Genomic DNA, 18,185 nt, shown 5'->3' on the forward strand with positions numbered 1-18,185 from the left:
GTCCCGTCCGCGAATGACAGCGGGGACGTCACGTGGCGTCCCCGCAGGTCCAGGCGTCCCCGGTCAGGACGACGACTGGATGCGCCAGACCTTCCCGTTGCCGTCGTCCGTGAGCAGCAGCGCGCCATCCGGAGCGACCACGAGGTCCACAGGCCGGCCGAGCGTCTTCTGGCCCGACAGGAACCCGGTCAGGAAGTCCGCGACCTTGCCCGTCTGTGGATCGACCGTGACGACCTTGTAGCCGCTCTTGGCGCTGCGGTTCCAGCTGCCGTGCAGCGCGACGAACAGCTGCCCCTTGTAGGTGGCGGGGAAGCTCGCACCGGTGTACGCGGCCAGGCCCAGCGGCGCGGAGTGCGCGGTGGTCAGCGCGAAGGCGGGGGTGGCGCCGGTGCAGGTGGCGGCGGTCTTCTTGCCGAAGTCCTTGTCCCACACCTGGGCCTCGCCGGACTTGGTGGTGTAGCAGTACGGCCAGCCGTAGAAGCCGCCGGCCTTGACCTTGTAGAAGCCCTCGGGCGGCAGGTCGTCGCCCAGCTGGTCGCGGCCGTTGTTGGTGGCGTAGAGCGTGTCGCCCACCCACTCGATGCCGACCGGGTTGCGCAGGCCGGTGGCGTAGGGCTTGCCGTTCTTGCCGTCTGCGTCGTAGACCCAGATGGCGGCGCGCTTGGTGTCGGTCTCCTCGCACACGTTGCAGGAGCTGCCGGCCGCCACGTACATCTTGCCGTCCGGGCCGAACTCCACGGTGCGGGTGGAGTGGCCGCCGCCGCTGGGCAGCGTGAGCAGCGTCTCGGGCTGGCCGCTGGCCTTGGTGTCGCCGGGCTTGTAGGCGTAGCGCACGACCTTATCGGTCTCGGCCACGTACAGGTAGCCGCCGTGGATGGCCAGGCCGTGTGGCTGGTTCAGGCCAGTGGCGTACACCTGCTTGCTGTCGGCCTTGCCGTCCTTATTCGCGTCCGGGAGGACATACACGGTGCCGGCGCCCATGTCGCTCAGCAGCACGTCGCCGGTGCTGGCGACCACCATGAAGCGCGGCTGCTTGAAGCCGGTGGCGTATTCCATGACCTTGAAGCCGTCGGGCGTCTTGAGGGCCGGCGAGGTCTGGGCGGCGGCGGGCGTGGGCACGGCACACGACACGGTCAGGAGGGCCAGAGTCAGGGGCCGCAGCATGGAGGGCATGCGCTCAGTCGAGCATTTGCGTGTGAGAGGGCACCGGGGCGCGCATGAAGGTGCCCCGGCCGTCGGTGACCCGGCGCCCTCTTCAGCCCTCGTACTGGCTGAGCACCTGTTCCGTCCGGGCCGTCTTGACGCGGTTGACGAGCCGTTCGTACTCGTGCCGGTCGCGCAGCGACTTGCTGAGGGTCAGGGTGCTGGCGGTCAGGAACAGCGTGCCCATCAGCAGGTAGCCGCGCATCCAGGCGTCGACGGGCAGGTACCAGATCCCGACCAGCATCGCGGCCATGCTGATCAGGAACGCGAGCCAGATGAAGCCGAGCCACGCGGGCGAGTCTCCGATCAGGTCCGGAGCGGTGTAGGGCGACGGCGTGCGCTGCGTCATGGCCGACCTCCAGGGTGAATGGGGCGGGCGCCCCGGCGAAACGGTGCACCGAGTGTAAGTGGTGACGAATGTCCCGCCCTGCGGTCCGGACGGAGTCAAGGAAGCGCGGAATCCTGCGGCCCAGTCGGGCCTCCGCCGCAACCGGTGACCATGACCCCAGGGCCACCTGCGGCCATCCGACCCGGACGGGACGTGACCCGTGGCGTGGAGGCTCCCGCCGCTTTCAGGGCGCGTCGGTCGGGCGGTACTCGAAGTGGGCGCCCAGCGCTTCCAGGTGCCGGAAGAACATCGGGTAGCTCTTGCGGACATGGTGCGCCCCGGTGATCGTGATGGGCGCGTCCGCGCGCAGGCCCAGCACCGTCAGCAGCATGATCATGCGGTGGTCGCCGTGTCCGTCGGCCGTGACGCCCCCCGCGACGCGCTCGGCCCCGGTGACACTCAGGGAGTCGGCGGTCTCGGCGGCGCTCAGGCCCAGCCGCTGCAGTTCCCGGCGCGTGTCACTGATGCGGTCGCATTCCTTCAGGCGCAGGGTGGAGACGTTCTCCCACGTGGTGGTGCCGGCCGCGCCCGCCGCCGCCGCCGTGAGGGCCTGCACGGCGTCCGTGAAGCCGTCGCCGTCGCGCGTGACCGCGTGGAGCGGCCGCCCGCCCCGCACGACCAGCGTGTCGCCCTCCCTCACGATGTCCGCGCCCATCTCGCGCAGCACCGCCACGGCCTCGCGTTCGCCCTGGAGGTCGCGTTCGCGCAGGTTCGAGAGCCGCAGCACGCCCGGCACCGTCGCGGCCGCCGCGAGGATCGCCGCCGATCCGGGGTAATCGCCGGGCACCGTCACGCGCTCGGCGTGGTAGCGCTGGCCGCCGGGAATGGTGATGCGGCTGAGGTCCTCGCTCGCCGTGGCGCGCACCCCGAAGGCCGCCAGGGTATCGAGCGTCTGGCGCAGCGGCGCGTGGCTCTTGATCTCATCGGTCAGGCGCAGGTCCAGGCCGTCCGGCAGCAGCGGGGCCAGGAACATCAGCGCGGACGCGTACTGGCTGGACTTCTCGGCGCTGACCTCGACAACGCCGCCACGCACCGGACCGCCGACCGTGATGGGCAGTCGGCCGCCGTCGCTGCTCACGCGCGCGCCCAAACGTTCGAGCGCCGTGAGCAGGTCGCCCTGCGGGCGTTTGCCCAGCGAGTCCGCGTAGTCCGTGACGAAGGTCGTGTCGGTCGTGAGGGCCGCCACGCCCATCAGGAAGCGGGCCACGGCGCCCGCGTTGCCGGGGTTCAGGTTCACGCCCGCGCGCGGCGCCGCGCCGAAGCCGCGTATCACGGCGTCGTCCCCGACCAGCGTGACGCCCGCGCCCCAGTCCTCCAGGCAGCGCAGCATCGCCTCGGCGTCCTCGCTGGTCGCCACGCCCACCACGCGTGTCTGGCCCTCCGCCAGGGCCGCCGCTAGCAGGTAACGGGTGGTGTAGTTCTTGCTGGGCTGCGCGCGCAGTTCGCCCCGCAGTTCCCGCGCGGGGTGAACGACCACATCGAAGCGCTCCGGCAGACCATCGGCACTCATGCAGCGAGGCTAGCGTGTGCGCCGTCCCCCGGCCCGGCGCTGTCTTGCCCACGCCGGGGCCACGTGCCGGGTGGTCTACAGTGGGCCATGCGCGACTTCGCTCCCGGCCAGCGCTGGACGTACGCCACCCGCCCCGGCGAGGAGTCGTCCACGATCCTGATCCTGGCGACCGAGCCCGGCGACGACGGCGGCATCGTGCACATCCGGGTGGAGGGCCTGCACCTGCACACCCCGCACGGCGAGCAGGGCGAACTGGCCCACTCTCCCATCTCGGACGCCGCCCTGCGGCACTCCGTCACGGCGCTGGTCGAGGAGAACGCGGCCCTGCCGGACGATCACGCCGGCCTGCGGCACTGGGCGGACGCGTATAGCCGCGGCGAGGCGGGCTACTTCACGCTGAGCGTGGCGGAGATCGTCGCGGCCATCGAGGAGGTGGTGGGCGGCGCCGCCGGAAGTGACGCGCCGCCCCTGTTCCGCAAGGCAAACCCGAAGTAGGGCCCCCGCGGCTTACGTGGACACGGTCGGCCCGGCGCGCCGGGCGGCGAGTTCCCGCTCCTTGAGGAACTCGGCGGCCAGGAAGGAACCGACCACGGCGACCACGGACGCCCCCTGGAGCAGTACGCCCTCCCAGGTGGCGTGCACGCCCAGCCACAGCCCCAGCCCGGCCGGCAGCGCCACGGGGAGCGGATGCACCGGCAGCCAGCCCACCAGTTGCAGCGTGTGCACGGTGTTGCCCACCATCACGGCGAGCACGGCGGCGATGAGCACGCCGGTCCAGATCAGCAGCTTCTTCATGGGCAGTTTCGCCTGCCAGCGGAACACGGCCACGCCCACGCCGCACACCGCCGCGAGGCCCGCGCCCGCGCCGCCCAGCACCGGCACCGCGCCGACCTGCAACACCAGCGACTGGAGGAACAGCACCGTCTCGAAGCCCTCGCGGTAGATGCTGGTGAAGCCCAGCACCGCCAGCCCCCACCACTGCGCCCGGTGCGCCGCGCCGTGCGTGAGCGTGTGCTTGTGCTGCTGCATGGAGGCCATGCGGTCGGTCCAGTACACCTGGTGGTAGAACCAGTTCATGATCAGCAGCAGCACGCCGATCGCGATCACGCTCACCACGGCCTCGAGCTTCTCGCCGTAGCGGCCCAGCAGCGACAGCGCGCCCTGCATCACGAACCACGTGGCGGCGGTGCCGATCATCGCGCCGGCCGCGCCCAGCCACATCGGCCGCCGCAGGGGGCGCACGGCGGGACGGCGCAGACTGCCCATCAGCGCCGCGAGGATCAGGACGGCCTCCAGGCCCTCGCGGAACACGATGATGCCGGCGTTGGTGGCGACCGCGCCCGGCGCCGCCTCGGTGCCGAGCACGCCCGCGACGTCCGCCAGGGTGGTCTGGAGGGCCGCGCGGGTCACCTGGAACTCGCGGGCGGGCGCGCGGGTGTGGATCAGGGTCGCCAGGCCGCTGGGCGCCGTGCCGTTCCACACCAGGCCCTCCAGCCGCGCCTTGAGATCCGGGTTGAACACCGCGATGCGCGCCTCGGTGCCGCTCTCGAGCAGGGCGTAGGCGTCCAGGCGGGCGGTCTCGGCAGCCGTCCACTCGCCGGCCTGGGCGGCGGCCACCACCGCGTCGAGCTGCGCGCGCACCACGTCGAGGTCGCCGCTGGCGTCCTGGTGCTGCCACGCGGGCGGGAACGCGGCGCGCAGCTGCTGCTGGAGGGCCTGGACGCGGCCGCGCAGCTCGTCGGGGCTGGGCACCGCACGGGCCATGCCCTCTGGGCTGAGCTGGGCGTGCAGGTCACCGAAAGCGCGTGTGAGCGGCGCGCCAGTCGCAGGCGGCAGCAGCGGGCTCAGGTCAGCCAGCGCCGACCGCGCGCCGCTCAGGAACGTGCGGGCCTCGTTCACCTCGACTGCGAGGGTCACGATGGGCCGCCCGCCGTCGGTCTTGACGCCGCGCGCGTACTCGACCGGCACCAGTCCCAGGAAGCGCGTGACCTGCGCCGCACGGGCCGCGACCTCGCGGGCGGTCAGCGGCGCGGCACGGAAGTCGCCCAGCGCGGCGTTCACGGCGTCCAGTGTGGCCGGCAGCGCAGCGAGCTGTGCGTCCAGAGCGCGGGCGGCCGCCTCGCCCCGCTGCGCGGCGTATGCGGGACGCAGCAGGGCGGCGTAGCCCTGCGCCAGGGCGGCGTGTTCAGCGCCCAGCACCGCGAAACCGCGCGCGCGGTCGTCCGCGAGGTCGCGCAGCGCGCCCAGCAGCCGCGCCTGGTACGCGTCGAGCACGTCCGAGCGCACGGCGGTCAGGGCGTCGGCGGGGCTCATCCGGCCAGAGGCAAGGGCCTCGACGGCGGTGGTCGCGTCGGCGTTCAGGCGGGTCAGGCTGCTCGCCACGCGGTACTCGCGGGCCGCAAGCCATTCGCGGGCGCCCTGGGCGTCGCCGGCCTGCACGCTGGCTTCCAGACCGGTGGTCACGCCGCGCAGCAGCGCCGTCCACGCCTGGGCGCCCGCGCGGGCCAGCGGGGCCGCCTCGCCGCGGGCGGCGGCGGCCTGGGCCGCGTCCAGCGCGGCGCGCACGCCACGTGCCGCGGCGGGATCGGCCGTCTCGATCTGCGCCGAGATGCCGGCGTACTCCGCGCGGGCCTGCGCGACCAGCCGCGTCGCCTGCGCGGCATCGAAGTCGAGTTCCAGCGTGGCGTCGACCAGGCGCGCGCGCATGCCCTCGCCAGCGGTGGCGAGGTCCGCGGCGGGGGCAGCCACGGCGCCGGGCAGGATGCCGACGGCCACGGCGATCAACACAGTCAGGAACCGGCGCATGTCAGTCGATCCTCACGCCGAGCAGCGCGGCGGCCTGGGTCAGCCGGCCAGTGATGACGGTGGCGCGGTTCTGCGCCTCGCGTTGCAGCGCCTCGGCCTGTTCGGGCGTGTAGCGGCGGGTGCGCTCGCGGGCCACCAGCCGGTCCACGTACTGCGCCAGGTCGTCCAGGCCGGTGCGGATCTGCGTATCCAGGGGGGCGCTGCGTGCCCGCACGTCCGCGCTCAGGCCGCGGTACATCGCCTGCCACGACGCGATGTTGCCGGTCAGGTCGGCCATGCGCGAGATCACCACGAAGTCCTTGCGGGTGCTGCGCTGCCCCAGCACGAAGGGGCTGGACTTCCAGTCCTCAAAGAACACCGGGCCGACCGTGGGCACGTTGCCCACCAGCGCGCCGAAGACGTCCTCGCGGCTGGGCGTCCACGCCCGCGCGGCCTGCTGGAGCTTCCGGCCCTGCGCGTGCAGTTCGGCGGCGGCAGCCTTCAGGACGTTGGCGTCGGGCATCGCCTCGCCGAAGTCCACACGGCCGTTGCCGTTCAGGTCGGCCGGCACGCCGCTGGAGTAGGCCTTCACGGTGTTCCACAGTGTTCCCTCGGTCACGCCGAAGAGGTTGCCGGGCCTGGGCAGCACCTTGCCGCTGGGCAGCGTCAGGTCGAAGGGCACAACGTCCTCGCCGCCCTCAGCGCCGCTGGTCCCGGCGTCCAGGATCACGTCGAAGGTGCTCAGCACCCCGACGCCGGCCACGATGCCCTCGATGTCCTCGTAGGCCGGGCTGGCCTTTTCCCAGCCGGCGCGGGCGGCCTGCACCGCCGCGCGGGCCTGCGCGTCGCGCGCCAGGGCGCGGTAGTCGAACTTGGCCTGGCGCGCGAGGTCGTAGTAGCGGTCGGCGGCGGTCGTCAGGGCCTGCGTGCCGCTGAGCTGGGTGGTGAGCTTGGCGTCCAGGTACGCCCTCACGCCGCTGAGGTCGGCGGCGCCGGCGGCAGAGCAGGTCATCAGGACAGCCGAGCAGAGCAGAGCGGATCGCATACCCCGATCCTGGACTAATCCGAGCTGTTAAGTCAAGATTCGGGCTCCGGGTTGTCCACCTTGCCGGGGGCCGTTCCCAACGACGGCGCCCCCGCCACATCGGACGGGGGCACCACGGGACCGGTGGTCTGGGGTGTGGTTCAGTCGTCGCTGCCAACCGGCTGCGGCTGGGCCGACAGGCGGCCGCCCGCGGCGTAGGTGTGCGTTTCAGACAGGATAGTCCTGATGCTGGGGGCAGGATCGGCCTTCATCTGCTCGATCTGCTCGCGCACACCGCGGCCCAGCGCCGGGTCGATCTTGTCGAGGTGACCCAGGTAGCGCTCCTGCACGAACGCCGGGGTGCCGCCCAGGTTGCGGGCGAAGTTGCCGTGCGTGCGCGCCTGCTCGTCCGGGCTCATCAGGCGGTACAGCGCGCCGGGCTGCGCGTAGTAGTCCTCATCGGTCTGCGGCCAGCCGTAGCGGTCGGCGTTGCCGTCGATCCGGATGGGCGGCTCCTGCACGGCGTCGCCGGACGCGACCGGCCCGCCGAAGGAGTTGGGCTCGTACACCGGGGCGTCACCATAATTGCCGTCGAAGCGCGTCTGGCCGTCGCGGTTGTAGGTGTTGACGGGCGACGCGGCGCGGTTCACCGGCAGGGCGGCGTAGTTGATGCCGATGCGGTAGCGGTGCGCGTCCGCGTAGCTCATCAGGCGGCCCTGGAGCATCTTGTCGGGGCTGGCGCCGAAGCCGCGCGGCATGTTCGACGGCTCGAAGGCGGCCTGCTCGATCTCCGCGAAGTAGTTGCGCGGATTTTCGTTCAGCTCGAACTCCCCGATTTCCATCAGCGGGTAGTCGGCGTGCGGCCACACCTTGGTCAGGTCGAAGGGGTTGATGTGGTAGGTCTCGGCCTCGGCCTCCGGCATGACCTGGATGCTGACGCGCCACTTGGGGTACTCGCCACGCTCGATGGCGTCGTGCAGGTCCTGGAACGCGTAGTCGGGGTTTATCCCGGCGATCTCGGTGGCTTCCTCCTCGGTGAGGTTCTGCACGCCCTGCTGGGTGTGGAAGTGCCACTTCACGTAGAAGCGCTGGCCCTGGGCGTTCCACAGGCTGTAGGTGTGGCTGCCGTAGCCGTTCATGAAGCGGTAGCTGCGCGGAATGCCGCGGTCTCCGAAGATGTAGAGCGTCTGGTGCACCGTCTCGGGGCGCAGGCCCCAGAAGTCGAACATCATGGTCGCGCTGCGGCGTCCGGTGGCGGGGTGGCGCTTCTGGCTGTGGATGAAGTCCTGGAACTTCACGGGGTCGCGCACGAAAAACACCGGGGTGTTGTTGCCGACCAGGTCCCAGTTGCCGTCCTCGGTGTAGACCTTCAGCGCGAAGCCGCGTGGATCGCGCACGGTGTCGGCGTAGCCCTTCTCGCCGGCCACCGTGGAGAAGCGCGCCAGCATGCGGCACTCGGTCCCGGCCTGCTGGAACAGCTTGGCGACGGTCAGTTCCGGAATGGCGCGCGTGACCCGGAAGGTTCCGAACGCGCCGCTGCCCTTGGCGTGCACCACGCGCTCCGGCACGCGCTCGCGGTTGAAGTGCGCCATGCGCTCGAGCAGGTGGTGGTCCTGCAGCAGCACCGGCCCACGCGCGCCGGCCGTCAGGGAATTCTCGTTGCTGGCGACCGCGTCGCCCTGCGCGTTGGTGAGGGCAGCGCCGGCCGGCTTCGGGGCCTGCATGTCGGTGGGCTCGCTGGGTTTGAAGCTCTTGTCGTCGCTCATGGCTACTCCTGGCACGTGGGGGAACGGGGGCGATCCGGGGCGGACTGACCCGACCGTCATTGTAAACAGGAATGGTTCTCAACAGCATGAATCGGAACTGAGGGAACCCCTCAGCGGTTCAGGATCACCTCGCGCCCACCCTCGAACACCAGGTGCACGCCCACCTGCCCGCCGTCCACCCGCACCTCGCAGGACGTGACGCCGCGCGGAAGCGGTCCGGCCTTCACGCTGCCGCATCCGACCGAGTACGACGCGTTCGGGGAGGGCTTGCCCGCCACCACAGCGTCGCGGACACTGCGGGCGTAGTCGCTTGCACCCCGGCCCTGCCACGCCAGCGCGGCAACCATCATGCCGATCCCAGTCACGAAGGCCAGCAGGATCAGCCAGAAGGTGCGGGCCGTGCGCCGCCGCAGCTCCGGCGTCACCTCGCGCTGGGGCAGGGTCTTGAGTGGGTTTCCGGGAGGACGGCTGGACATCCCTCCGAGCGTAGCGTGACCGGGAGCGGACGGATGCCGGGTTAGACTGCCGCTCATGAGCAAGGTCATCATCATCGGAGCGGGCGGCGTTGCGAACGTCGTCGCCAAGAAGTGCGCCCAGAACGACACGGTCTTCACCGAAGTCCTGATCGCCACCCGCACCGTGTCCAAGGCCGACAAGATCGTCGCGGAGATCGGGCAGCACATGCCGGAGAGCAAGGCCGTGTTCAGCACCGCCACCGTGGACGCCGACAACGTGCCCGAACTGGTCAAGCTCATCCAGGACTTCGGACCGGTCATGGTCATCAACGTGGCCCTGCCGTACCAGGACCTGACGATCATGGACGCGTGCCTGGAGACCGGCGTGCACTACCTGGACACCGCGAACTACGAGCCCAAGGACGTCGCCAAGTTCGAGTACTCGTGGCAGTGGGCGTACCAGGACCGCTTCAAGGACAAGGGCCTGATGGCGCTGCTCGGCTGCGGCTTCGACCCCGGCGCGACCCAGGCGTTCACCGCGTTCCTGGCCAAGCACCACTTCCAGGAGATCCACCAGCTGGACATCGTGGACTGCAACAACGGCAACCACGGCAAGGCCTTCGCCACGAACTTCAACCCTGAGATCAACATCCGCGAGATCACGGCCAACGGCCGCTACTGGGAAAACGGCGAGTGGGTCGAGACCCGTCCCCTGGAGATCTCGCAGGACATCTACTACCCCAAGGTCGCCACCCGCAAGAGCTTCGTGCTGTACCACGAGGAACTCGAGTCGCTGGTCAAGCACTTCCCGACCATCCAGCGCGCACGCTTCTGGATGACCTTCGGCGAGACCTACATCAAGCACCTGAACGTCCTCGAGGGCATCGGCATGACCAGCATCGAGCCCATCGACTTCCGCGGCCAGAAGATCGCGCCCATCGAGTTCCTCAAGGCCGTGTTGCCCGCCCCGGAAAGCCTGGCGGAGAACTACACCGGCCAGACGTGCATCGGCGTGCAGGCCAAGGGCCCCGGCAAGGACGGACAGCCCAACGTGCACTTCGTGTACAACGTCAAGGACCACGCCGAGTGCTACCGCGAGGTGCAGGCGCAGGGCGTGAGCTACACCACCGGCGTGCCCGCCATGATCGGCGCGATGCTGATGCTTCAGGGCACGTGGATGCAGCCCGGCGTGTGGAACGTCGAGCAGCTCGACCCCGATCCCTTCATCGACGCCATGAACACCTGGGGGCTCCCGGTGGACGAACTGGCGGGCATCGAACTCGTCAAGGACTGAGCGGACGCGGACCGGGCCGGTCGCCGAGGGGTGGCCGGCCCGCCTTCATTCGCCCGGATCGATGAACAGCACCGGCCGGCACGCCTCCACCCCGCTCAGGTCGATGTCATCCCGGCGCGTCACAGCCCACTCCTCGCGACCCAGGCGCCAGCGATTCAGCACGGCGGGCTGGCCGCGCCGGGTGGCCCACTCCGTGCCATCCCGCCGGTAGCCCAGCCCCTCAGACACGCGGTTGGACGCCACGTTGTCGGAAAACGCCTCGCTGGTCGCCTCGCGGGCGCCCAGGCCCGCGAAGGCGAGGTGCAGGGCCGCGGCCCGCATCTCGCGCCCCACGCCCCGCCGCCGGACATCCGGCGCCAGCCACGAGAACGTGCTCACGGTCCTGAACTCTTTGAAGTGGACGCCGATCACGTCCTGCATCCCCACCGGCACGCCGTCCAGCACCACCACGAAGTACAGCCGCCACTGCTCAGGACGCACCGTGCCGCGCCCGCGCCAGATCGCCTGGAGCCACCTCCGTTCCCGCACCGGGTTGTCCTCGTACAGCGACATGGGATCGTCGAAGGGGAACGGTTCCCGGTCGGCCACGCCCGCCCGGACGACGGGCAGGAGCTGGGCCAGCAGCTCATCCGTGGCGCCGTGGAGTTCCAGCGTGGGCGTGACGACCCGGACGTTCAGCGGCGGGTAGAGGGCGAGGGACATAGGCACAGGAGGGCACGGATCACGGAAGGATGCCATGGGTGAAACGGCTTACCACTTCAGGATCACTGGATCGAACCAGACGTTCGTGGTACTCCCGATGTTCCGGAACCTCCATCCACTCGCCAACCCGAGAAATGCGCCGGCCTCGTCCCTCCGTGCGATCAGTTCTGCTGCCGAAATGGCCTCAAAGGCACCCACATCATCTGGGATGTCACCCTCACCAAACCAGATGAACCATTGCGGCCCTTCCGTTGTTCTAGCAATGCGAAAACCATTGATCGGAAGTGCCTCGTTATTCCATGCACGTTCGACGATAACGATGTCCTGCGCGCCAGTGTCTTGGTACTCCGCGCCGTAAACCTGGCAGACGTACCGCTGGTACTTTTGCTCCTCCGACCAGTCATCCGTCATTCGTACCTGCCGATCACCTTAGATAGGGTCTACCCACAATCGAGAACTGCTGAGAGATCCGTAGAAGGTTCACTCCAATCCATCCAGTCTTCTCCACCCCATCCTCAGACTCAGCCATGTGCCGAGCACCGTGGCCAGTCCAAGGCCGATCAGGCCCAGTACGCCTTCCAGCGTGCCCAGGGCGCTCAGGCCGGGGAACAGGTCGGGCCGCAGGACGCTGCCGGCGGCGGGCCGGGCGAGCAGCAGCAGGCACACCACGGCGTACGCGAGGCTCAGGCCCATGAACGCCAGCCCCCCGGCGCTGACGCCGATCTCGGCGGGGTTGTCGGCGTCGAACTTCGGGGCGGCGGCGCCCAGGCCCACACCCAGCGCCGTGATCACGAACGCGTTGCTGACACTGACGAGCACGCTCAGCAGCAGCAGGGTGGGACCGAGATCCATGGCCCGGGCGCTGGCGATCCCCATGACCAGACCGACGACCAGCGTGACCGGCAGCACGCCCAGGAACTTGCTCACGACGATCTGCCGGGCCTCGATGGGCGCGGTGCGCAGCAGCCAGTACGCCCTGGCCTCGGTGGACACGGCCGGGAACGCGAGCCGCACGGCGATGCCCGAGATGATGAAGCCCTGGAACGCGAGCTGGATGTACCCCAGGATGCCGCGGAACTGCGGGATGGGAATGGGCACGGCCTTGACGCTGACGAGGTACACGCCGGCCAGCGCGGCGACCACGAGCAGCTGGCTCCACTGGGTGGGGTCGCGCAGCGTGACACGCAGGTCCTTGCTCGCCAGCGACCCGCCGGGGCCGAGGCGGGCAAGCAAGCGTTCGGCCATCCGGGCGCGGCGTGGGCGGGGGTCGAGGGCCGGCGTGCTGGAGTCCAGCGCACGCGCCCAGCCCTCCTGATACGCCCTGGTGGCAAGCGCGGTGGCGGCGAGCAGCAGGGCGGCGGTGAGACCCGCCAGCGGCAGCAGCGGCCCGGCCAGGTGCCCGTGCGCGGCCTGCCAGATGCCCTGCGCCGCCCACGACGGCGGCAGGAGGGAACTGGACGGCCCGGTGAGGCTGCGGAGCAGCGCCCCGATCTGCGTGGGGTCCTGCAACTTCTGCACGAGGATCTCGGGCCGCACGGCGCGGATCGCGTACACCAGTCCGGCGCTCAGCAGCACACCCAGCGCGGTGCTGACCTCGCGCACGCGGCCGACCGGGGCGACGCGCATCAGGCCCACGGCCAGCAGTGCGCCCAGCCCGACGGGCGCGGCGAAGGTCAGCACGTCCGCGAGGATCATCACGGCGTACGCCCACGGCGGCGCGTGGAAGTACGCGGCGACCGTCAGCAGCAGCGGGACGGTCAGCAGCACCGGCACCAGGGCAGCGTTCAGGAACGTCTCCCCCACCTTCAGGGCGAAGACCCGCCACGTCGGCAGCGGCTGTGTCAGCAGAAAATTCAGGTCGTCGCTGAGGTACAGGGTGCTGATGGCGGCCGTGGTGGCGCTGAAGGTCACGCCGCTGGACAGGGTGATCAGGCCGATCTCCAGCACACGCGCGAACACGCCCAGCCCGATGTCCCCGAAGGTGCCCAGAAACCGCAGGGCCCGCCACACGCCGTACACCTCCGCCCAGACCAGCAGGATGCCGAGCACCACCAGAAACAGCAGCCCGGGCTTCGAGGCCCGCTCCAGGGTGTGCCGCAGGGCGGTGGCCTTGAGGTGCATCAGACTGGGCCGGCGGAGCCGGGTCACGGCGGTGGGGGCGGGCGCGGCCCTCATGCGCTCTGCACGGCCTCGCGGCGGCGCTGCTCCTCCTGCTGCTCTTCCTCGATCAGGCGGAAGAAGATGCGTTCAAGGCTGTCGCCGTGCACGCCGCCGACCGCCGTGCCGGTGCGGGCGCGCAGGTCGTCCATGCTGCCCTCGCCGAGCACTTTGCCGCGGTCGAGCACCACGATGCGGTCGCACACCGCCTCTGCCAGCGGCAGCGAGTGGGTGGTCAGCAGCACCGTGCGGCCCCGGTCGGCGTGCGCGCGGAACAGCTCTCGCACCTGCCGCGCGGCGTGCGGGTCGAGCCCGACCATGGGTTCGTCCACGATCAGCACCGGCGGGTCCGGCAACAGCGCCGCGATGATCGCCACCTTCTGCCGCATGCCGTGCGAGTACGTCTCCAGCAGCTCGTTGCCGAAATCGGTCAGGCGGAAGGTCTCCAGCCACGCGTCGATGGCGGCGTCCGCCCCCTCTACCCGGTACAGCTGCCCCACGAAGCGCAGGAGTTCCCGCGCCGTGAGTTTGCCGTACAGGTACGGGCGGTCCGGGATGTACCCGAAGGCCGCCTTGGCCTTCACGGGGTCCTGCCACACGTCGAAGCCCTGCACACGCACGGTGCCGGCCGTGGGGCGGGTCAGGCCGACCAGCGCGCGGATGGTGGTGGTCTTCCCCGCTCCGTTGCTGCCTAGCAGGCCGAACACCGCGCCGGGCGCCACGCGGAAGCTCAGGTCGCTGACAGCCACGTGGCGGCCGTAGCGTTTGGTGTAGTGGCTGACCTCGATCACCCGTCCAGCTTAGGCCCGCGCGTCTGACGCAGAGGTCACGGCATCCGCTGGGGGTCGCTCTGGCCGTCGCTGTACGACACGTCACCGGCCACCCGCCGGACCAGGGCCTCGAGGGCGCGCTGCCGGGTATGGGCCTCGGCGCTGGTCAGGACGGTGCGAAGGTCTGCGGCGGCGTCCGGGTCCCGCTCGGTCAGGCCCGGCAGCCAGCCCTGGGCCTTGACGCCCCACCACCCGCGGGCGGTGTACCACCCCTCGACGGCCAGGGAGGCCGCCCGGCACGCGATAAGCACGTGCAGTGGGTCACCGGTCTCCGCAAGGGCGCGGGCGTCCAGCACCTCGTCGATGAGCCGGTGACGCTCCTGTTGTGTGACTGGCCGGGGCGTCGGACCGGCGGCGTACAGCCTGCGGGCCTCCGTGGTCAGCGCGTGCAGGTCCGGGTGCGGCAGCACCACGCGGCCCTGCGCATACATGGTGATGGTGTCGCCCTCGCCAGCAGCGAACATGGCCCGCACCGTATGCGCCGGGTTGTGGAAGACCTCGACCGGCACGCCTTTCACCGTGAAGTTTGAGCGCCAGCGGTGGTCGCCCGTTACAAGGGCATGAACATCCAGGTCGCTGTGCGCGTTTCCCTCCCCACGGGCTGCGCTGCCGCACCACAGCGCCGCATACACGCCGGGCGTGGCCTGGATTCGGGCGAGCGCTGCCGGCAGGGCGGCGACCAGCCGAGCCTGCCCGTCCACGCGGTCAGGCGGTGGCGACGGGCGTGGGCGTCCAGTCGAGGCTGAGGTGCTGGGCGGCCTGCCACTCGCGCAGGCTGTAGCGGGCGCGGGCCAGGCTGGCGAGGGTGTGGTGCGCGACGTCCACCGCGCGGTGCATCTCGCGTTCGGTGATGAACGCGGCCTCGCGCGCGGCCAGGAGTTCGTCGGTGTCCACGATCTCGGCCATCAGGCCGTCGTGCAACACGATGTCGAGGTACAGGTCGCGCACGCTCCACACCGCGCCGTCATGGGTGATCTGCGCCACGTCGAGGTAGTAGTCGTGCTCGCGGCGGCCGTGGAAGTCGTAGCGGCACACGACGAGGTTGTGCATGGGCAGCAGGTGCGCCTGCCAGCGGCGGATGCGGGGGTGCGCGACGAACTCACGGTCCACGTACAGGCCGTGCGGAGTCTCGGTGTAGGTGCGGACTGCGCGCGTGCCGGTGTTCGTGACGTGCTGGAGGGCACGGACGTCGTGGCGTTCCACCTTGACCGGATGCGCGTGCCCTGGCATGACCCAGCGTAGCGGGCTGCCCCCACTTCCTTGATGAGCCGGGTGATCCGGCGGAAGGCCCACTGACGGACCCGGCGTCAGGTGGCGTTCCGGCGTCGTCCCGGTCCGCGCGAGGCGCCGACCGCACCGCGTGGCCGCCCTTCACCGTTCCTGAACTTCACCCGCCGATCAGCGGCAGGGCCTCCAGCGCGCCGAAGTCCGCCGGGACGTACAGGCTGCCCTCGGTGGTGCCCTGGGCGGCCACGGCGTCCAGCCGCGCTGCAAGTCCGGCCGCGCCGAGGTGGCCGGCCAGGAACGCGCGGTGCGCGGCGATCACGCCGGTCACCTGTTCGGGCGTCTCGTGCACGAATTCCACACGGTAGTCGCGCAGGCCGGCGGCCAGCCAGCCGTCCAGGTGGGGCGCGGCGACCTGCGCGCGGCCCTCGAACACCGTGTTGCGGCAGCCGACGTCCGCCATGACAGGATGCTGCACCCCCCGCTCGTCGCGCAGGGCGACGCGGTGCGACTCGCAGGGATGGCCGCAGTTGGTGTAGTCGGTGCCGCTGCTCAGGAAGCGGCAGAACACGCAGTGCTCGGTGTGAAAGACCGGCAGATGCCCGTACGCGATCACCTCCAGCCGCTCCGGGCCGACCAGCCCCGCCAGTTCCGCGATCTGCGCGGCGTTGAGGTCGTGCGTGGGCGTCAGGCGACTCAGGCCCAGGTCCAGCAGCGCGCGGGCGGTCAGGACGTTCGCGGCGTTTAGGCTGAAGTCGCCGGTCAGGTCCACGGCGCCGTGCCCGTGGAGACCCTCCAGCAGCCCGCCGGAGCGCACCAGCAGGCCGGCGTCCAGCGACAGCAGGAACTTCTGGAGGTTCTGCTCGGTGGGCTTCAGGATGCGCGGGCTGGCGACCCGGACGGGAATGCCGGCGGCCTTGACGCGCTCCACGCTGGGTTTCAGGCCGTACAGCTCCAGGTAGTCCAGCGTGACCGAGTCCGGCCGGGCCTCCAGGGCGGCGTCCAGCTGCTCGGGCGTGCGGACGAGGACATGCAGGCGGGCCGTCCCGGCCACCTGGGCCGCGTCCGGGACGGGCAGGGCGGCCAGCGTGGCGGCGAGGTGTGGGGCGACGGTGCGCTCCGGCGCGTGCCTGCGCGCCTCGGTCAGGAGGGCCACGGCGTCCCGCCGCAGGGCGTTCAGGGCGCTCACCGGCAGGAAGCCGGCGCCGCTCAGGTCGCTGGTGAGGGTGCCCAGGTGGTAGCCGGTGCCGCCCAGCTTGCCCAGCTGTTCTCGCAGGGTGCTGTCGTCCAGCGCGCGGTTGCGGGCGGCTGACAGGGGCTCGGGCAGGGTGACGGTGGCGCTGCGGCCGTGATCGTCCGTGAGCGTCAGCGCGGGCGGCGTCCCCACGTGCCCGGTGAAGTGCGCGTGCACCGGGCGGGTGTACACGGGATCGCCGGCCTCCGTGAGCGGTTTCACGCGGGCCGCGAGGTGCGGGTCGTGCGTACGCCACACCGGGTCGCCGGGCCGGACGCGCGCAGGATCGACCGCGCCCCGGCCGAAACGCAGCTCGTAGGTGCGGCCGGCACGCACGTCTTCCGTCTGCACGCCGCTCTGCCACAGACCGTACAGGAACCCACCCTCCTCGCGGCCCTCGGGAGCGCGCCAGTTGGCGGGGTCGAACACCAGGCCGTCGCCGGACTTCACGGATTCGGACAGCTCGACCAGCACGCCGCGCTCGGTGGTGCCCGTCACGGTGCCCACACGCACGCCGCGGTGGCGCGGAGCCCGGCCGCGCACGACCGTCTGGTGGTTGGTACCCGCCATGAAGTGCGGCCCCAGCCCGCGCGAGTACGCCTGCTCCAGGTCGCGTTCCTCCTGCGGCGTCACGCTCAGGGGCAGGCCGGCCCACGCCTCGTCCACGGCCCGGCGATACGCGGCGGTGGTCAGGGCGACGAACTCGGCGTCCTTGTAGCGGCCCTCGATCTTCAGGCAGTTCACGCCGATCCGCACGAGGTCCGGCACCTGATGCAGCGCGTACAGGTCGCCGGGCGACAGCAGGTAGCGGGCGTCGCCCAGGTCACGGCGCGCGCCGTCCACGTACAGGTCGTATGGCAGGCGGCAGGCCTGCGCGCACTGCCCGCGGTTGGCGCTGCGGCCCCCCCACGCCTCGCTGGAGAAACACTGGCCGGAGTAACTCACGCACAGGGCGCCGTGCACGAAGGTCTCCAGCTCCATGTCCGTCTGCTCCGCGATACGGCCGATATCGCGCAGGCTCAGCTCGCGGCCCAGCACCACGCGGCTCGCGCCGAAGCGCCGGGCATGCTCGGCGCCCTCGGCAGACGTCACGCTCATCTGCGTGCTGCCGTGCACCGGAAGGTCCGGGCAGATGTCGCGGATCAGGCGGGCCACGCCGTGATCCTGCACGATCAGGGCGTCCACGCCGGCCTCCGCCAGCGTGATGATCTGGCGCTCGGCCTGGCGCAGTTCGCGGTCGAAGACCAGCACGTTGAAGGTCACGAAGGCCTGCACGCCGCGCACGTGCAGCCCGCGCATGATCTCCGGCAGCGCGTCGGCGTCGAAGCCGACCTTCGCGCGCGCGTGGAAGCCCGCACCCGCGCCGTCCGCGCGGCCGGACCCGAAGTTCACGCCGAAAAACACGGCGTCGGCACCCGCCTCCACGGCGGCGCGCAGCTGGGCGTCGCCGCCGACGGGGCTCATCACTTCGGGCTTCACGCGGGGCCTGGGCATAACGCGCCAGTGTAGCTTCTGGCCCGGTCATTCGCCAACGGCGGCGTCCACACTTGCCGGATTGCAGCGCCGGGCCGGGTCCGCCCCGCTGGGCAGGTGCGCGGCCATCTCGGCACTGGG

At 71.0% G+C, this 18,185-nt stretch carries 16 protein-coding genes; 2 read left to right on the forward strand and 14 right to left on the reverse strand.

Features of this window, described 5'->3' with window-relative positions; translation table 11 throughout:
* Positions 1-63: 63 nt before the first annotated feature.
* The 3 genes from HNQ07_RS04730 to aroA all read right to left on the reverse strand — a co-directional run bounded on the left by HNQ07_RS04730 (position 64) and on the right by aroA (position 3,101).
* Positions 64-1,164 (reverse strand): PQQ-dependent sugar dehydrogenase, encoded by a 1,101-nt coding sequence (locus HNQ07_RS04730; protein WP_184109876.1) that lies wholly within the window; start codon positions 1,162-1,164, stop codon positions 64-66.
* 91 nt (positions 1,165-1,255) lie between these two features.
* Positions 1,256-1,552: a YiaA/YiaB family inner membrane protein gene (locus HNQ07_RS04735; RefSeq protein WP_184109706.1), complete on the reverse strand. Its 297-nt coding sequence runs from the start codon at positions 1,550-1,552 to the stop codon at positions 1,256-1,258.
* A gap of 223 nt (positions 1,553-1,775) precedes the next feature.
* Complete coding sequence (gene aroA, locus HNQ07_RS04740) at positions 1,776-3,101, reverse strand: 3-phosphoshikimate 1-carboxyvinyltransferase (protein WP_184109707.1); 1,326 nt, start codon at positions 3,099-3,101, stop codon at positions 1,776-1,778.
* 87 nt (positions 3,102-3,188) lie between these two features.
* Here aroA and HNQ07_RS04745 point away from each other — a divergent pair, with 87 nt between their 5' ends.
* Positions 3,189-3,596 (forward strand): hypothetical protein, encoded by a 408-nt coding sequence (locus tag HNQ07_RS04745; RefSeq protein ID WP_184109708.1) that lies wholly within the window; start codon positions 3,189-3,191, stop codon positions 3,594-3,596.
* A 12-nt stretch (positions 3,597-3,608) separates the two neighbouring features.
* Here HNQ07_RS04745 and HNQ07_RS04750 read toward each other — a convergent pair whose 3' ends face one another.
* From HNQ07_RS04750 to HNQ07_RS04765, 4 genes are all read right to left on the reverse strand, one after another.
* A complete protein-coding gene (locus tag HNQ07_RS04750; protein WP_229831727.1) occupies positions 3,609-5,906 on the reverse strand; it encodes a 4-helix bundle domain-containing protein in 2,298 nt (765 codons plus the stop codon).
* 1 nt (position 5,907) lies between these two features.
* On the reverse strand, positions 5,908-6,897 hold the full coding sequence (locus tag HNQ07_RS04755; protein ID WP_229831726.1) for an imelysin family protein: 990 nt from the start codon (positions 6,895-6,897) through the stop codon (positions 5,908-5,910).
* Between the two features lie 173 nt (positions 6,898-7,070).
* On the reverse strand, positions 7,071-8,675 hold the full coding sequence (locus HNQ07_RS04760; protein ID WP_184109710.1) for a catalase: 1,605 nt from the start codon (positions 8,673-8,675) through the stop codon (positions 7,071-7,073).
* Between the two features lie 110 nt (positions 8,676-8,785).
* Complete coding sequence (locus tag HNQ07_RS04765; RefSeq protein WP_229831725.1) at positions 8,786-9,151, reverse strand: hypothetical protein; 366 nt, start codon at positions 9,149-9,151, stop codon at positions 8,786-8,788.
* Between the two features lie 55 nt (positions 9,152-9,206).
* Between HNQ07_RS04765 and HNQ07_RS04770 the strand changes: the two genes are divergently transcribed.
* The gene (locus tag HNQ07_RS04770; RefSeq protein WP_184109711.1) at positions 9,207-10,424 is read left to right on the forward strand and encodes a saccharopine dehydrogenase family protein; all 1,218 of its coding nucleotides are present in this window, start codon (positions 9,207-9,209) and stop codon (positions 10,422-10,424) included.
* 45 nt (positions 10,425-10,469) lie between these two features.
* On the opposite strand, the gene HNQ07_RS04775 is transcribed toward HNQ07_RS04770, so the two are convergent.
* The 7 genes from HNQ07_RS04775 to HNQ07_RS04805 form a co-directional block, all read right to left on the reverse strand.
* Positions 10,470-11,126 (reverse strand): GNAT family N-acetyltransferase, encoded by a 657-nt coding sequence (locus tag HNQ07_RS04775; protein ID WP_184109712.1) that lies wholly within the window; start codon positions 11,124-11,126, stop codon positions 10,470-10,472.
* Between the two features lie 48 nt (positions 11,127-11,174).
* Positions 11,175-11,537 carry an immunity protein Imm33 domain-containing protein gene (locus tag HNQ07_RS04780; RefSeq protein WP_184109713.1) on the reverse strand — a complete coding sequence of 121 codons (363 nt, stop codon included), beginning with the start codon at positions 11,535-11,537 and terminating at the stop codon, positions 11,175-11,177.
* 69 nt (positions 11,538-11,606) lie between these two features.
* Positions 11,607-13,301, reverse strand: coding sequence for a putative ABC transporter permease subunit (locus tag HNQ07_RS04785; RefSeq protein ID WP_229831724.1), 1,695 nt, complete (start codon positions 13,299-13,301; stop codon positions 11,607-11,609).
* Positions 13,298-14,074, reverse strand: coding sequence for an ABC transporter ATP-binding protein (locus HNQ07_RS04790; RefSeq protein WP_184109714.1), 777 nt, complete (start codon positions 14,072-14,074; stop codon positions 13,298-13,300). The genes HNQ07_RS04785 and HNQ07_RS04790 overlap by 4 nt, the downstream gene beginning before the upstream one ends.
* A gap of 35 nt (positions 14,075-14,109) precedes the next feature.
* Positions 14,110-14,814, reverse strand: coding sequence for a hypothetical protein (locus tag HNQ07_RS23960; RefSeq protein WP_229831723.1), 705 nt, complete (start codon positions 14,812-14,814; stop codon positions 14,110-14,112).
* Between the two features lie 4 nt (positions 14,815-14,818).
* Complete coding sequence (locus HNQ07_RS04800) at positions 14,819-15,343, reverse strand: DUF402 domain-containing protein (protein ID WP_184109715.1); 525 nt, start codon at positions 15,341-15,343, stop codon at positions 14,819-14,821.
* Positions 15,344-15,500: 157 nt separating this feature from the next.
* Positions 15,501-18,065 carry a U32 family peptidase gene (locus tag HNQ07_RS04805; protein WP_184109716.1) on the reverse strand — a complete coding sequence of 855 codons (2,565 nt, stop codon included), beginning with the start codon at positions 18,063-18,065 and terminating at the stop codon, positions 15,501-15,503.
* Between the last annotated feature and the right edge of the window lie 120 nt (positions 18,066-18,185).

Source organism: Deinococcus metalli (assembly GCF_014201805.1).
Taxonomy (GTDB): Bacteria; Deinococcota; Deinococci; order Deinococcales; family Deinococcaceae; genus Deinococcus; species Deinococcus metalli.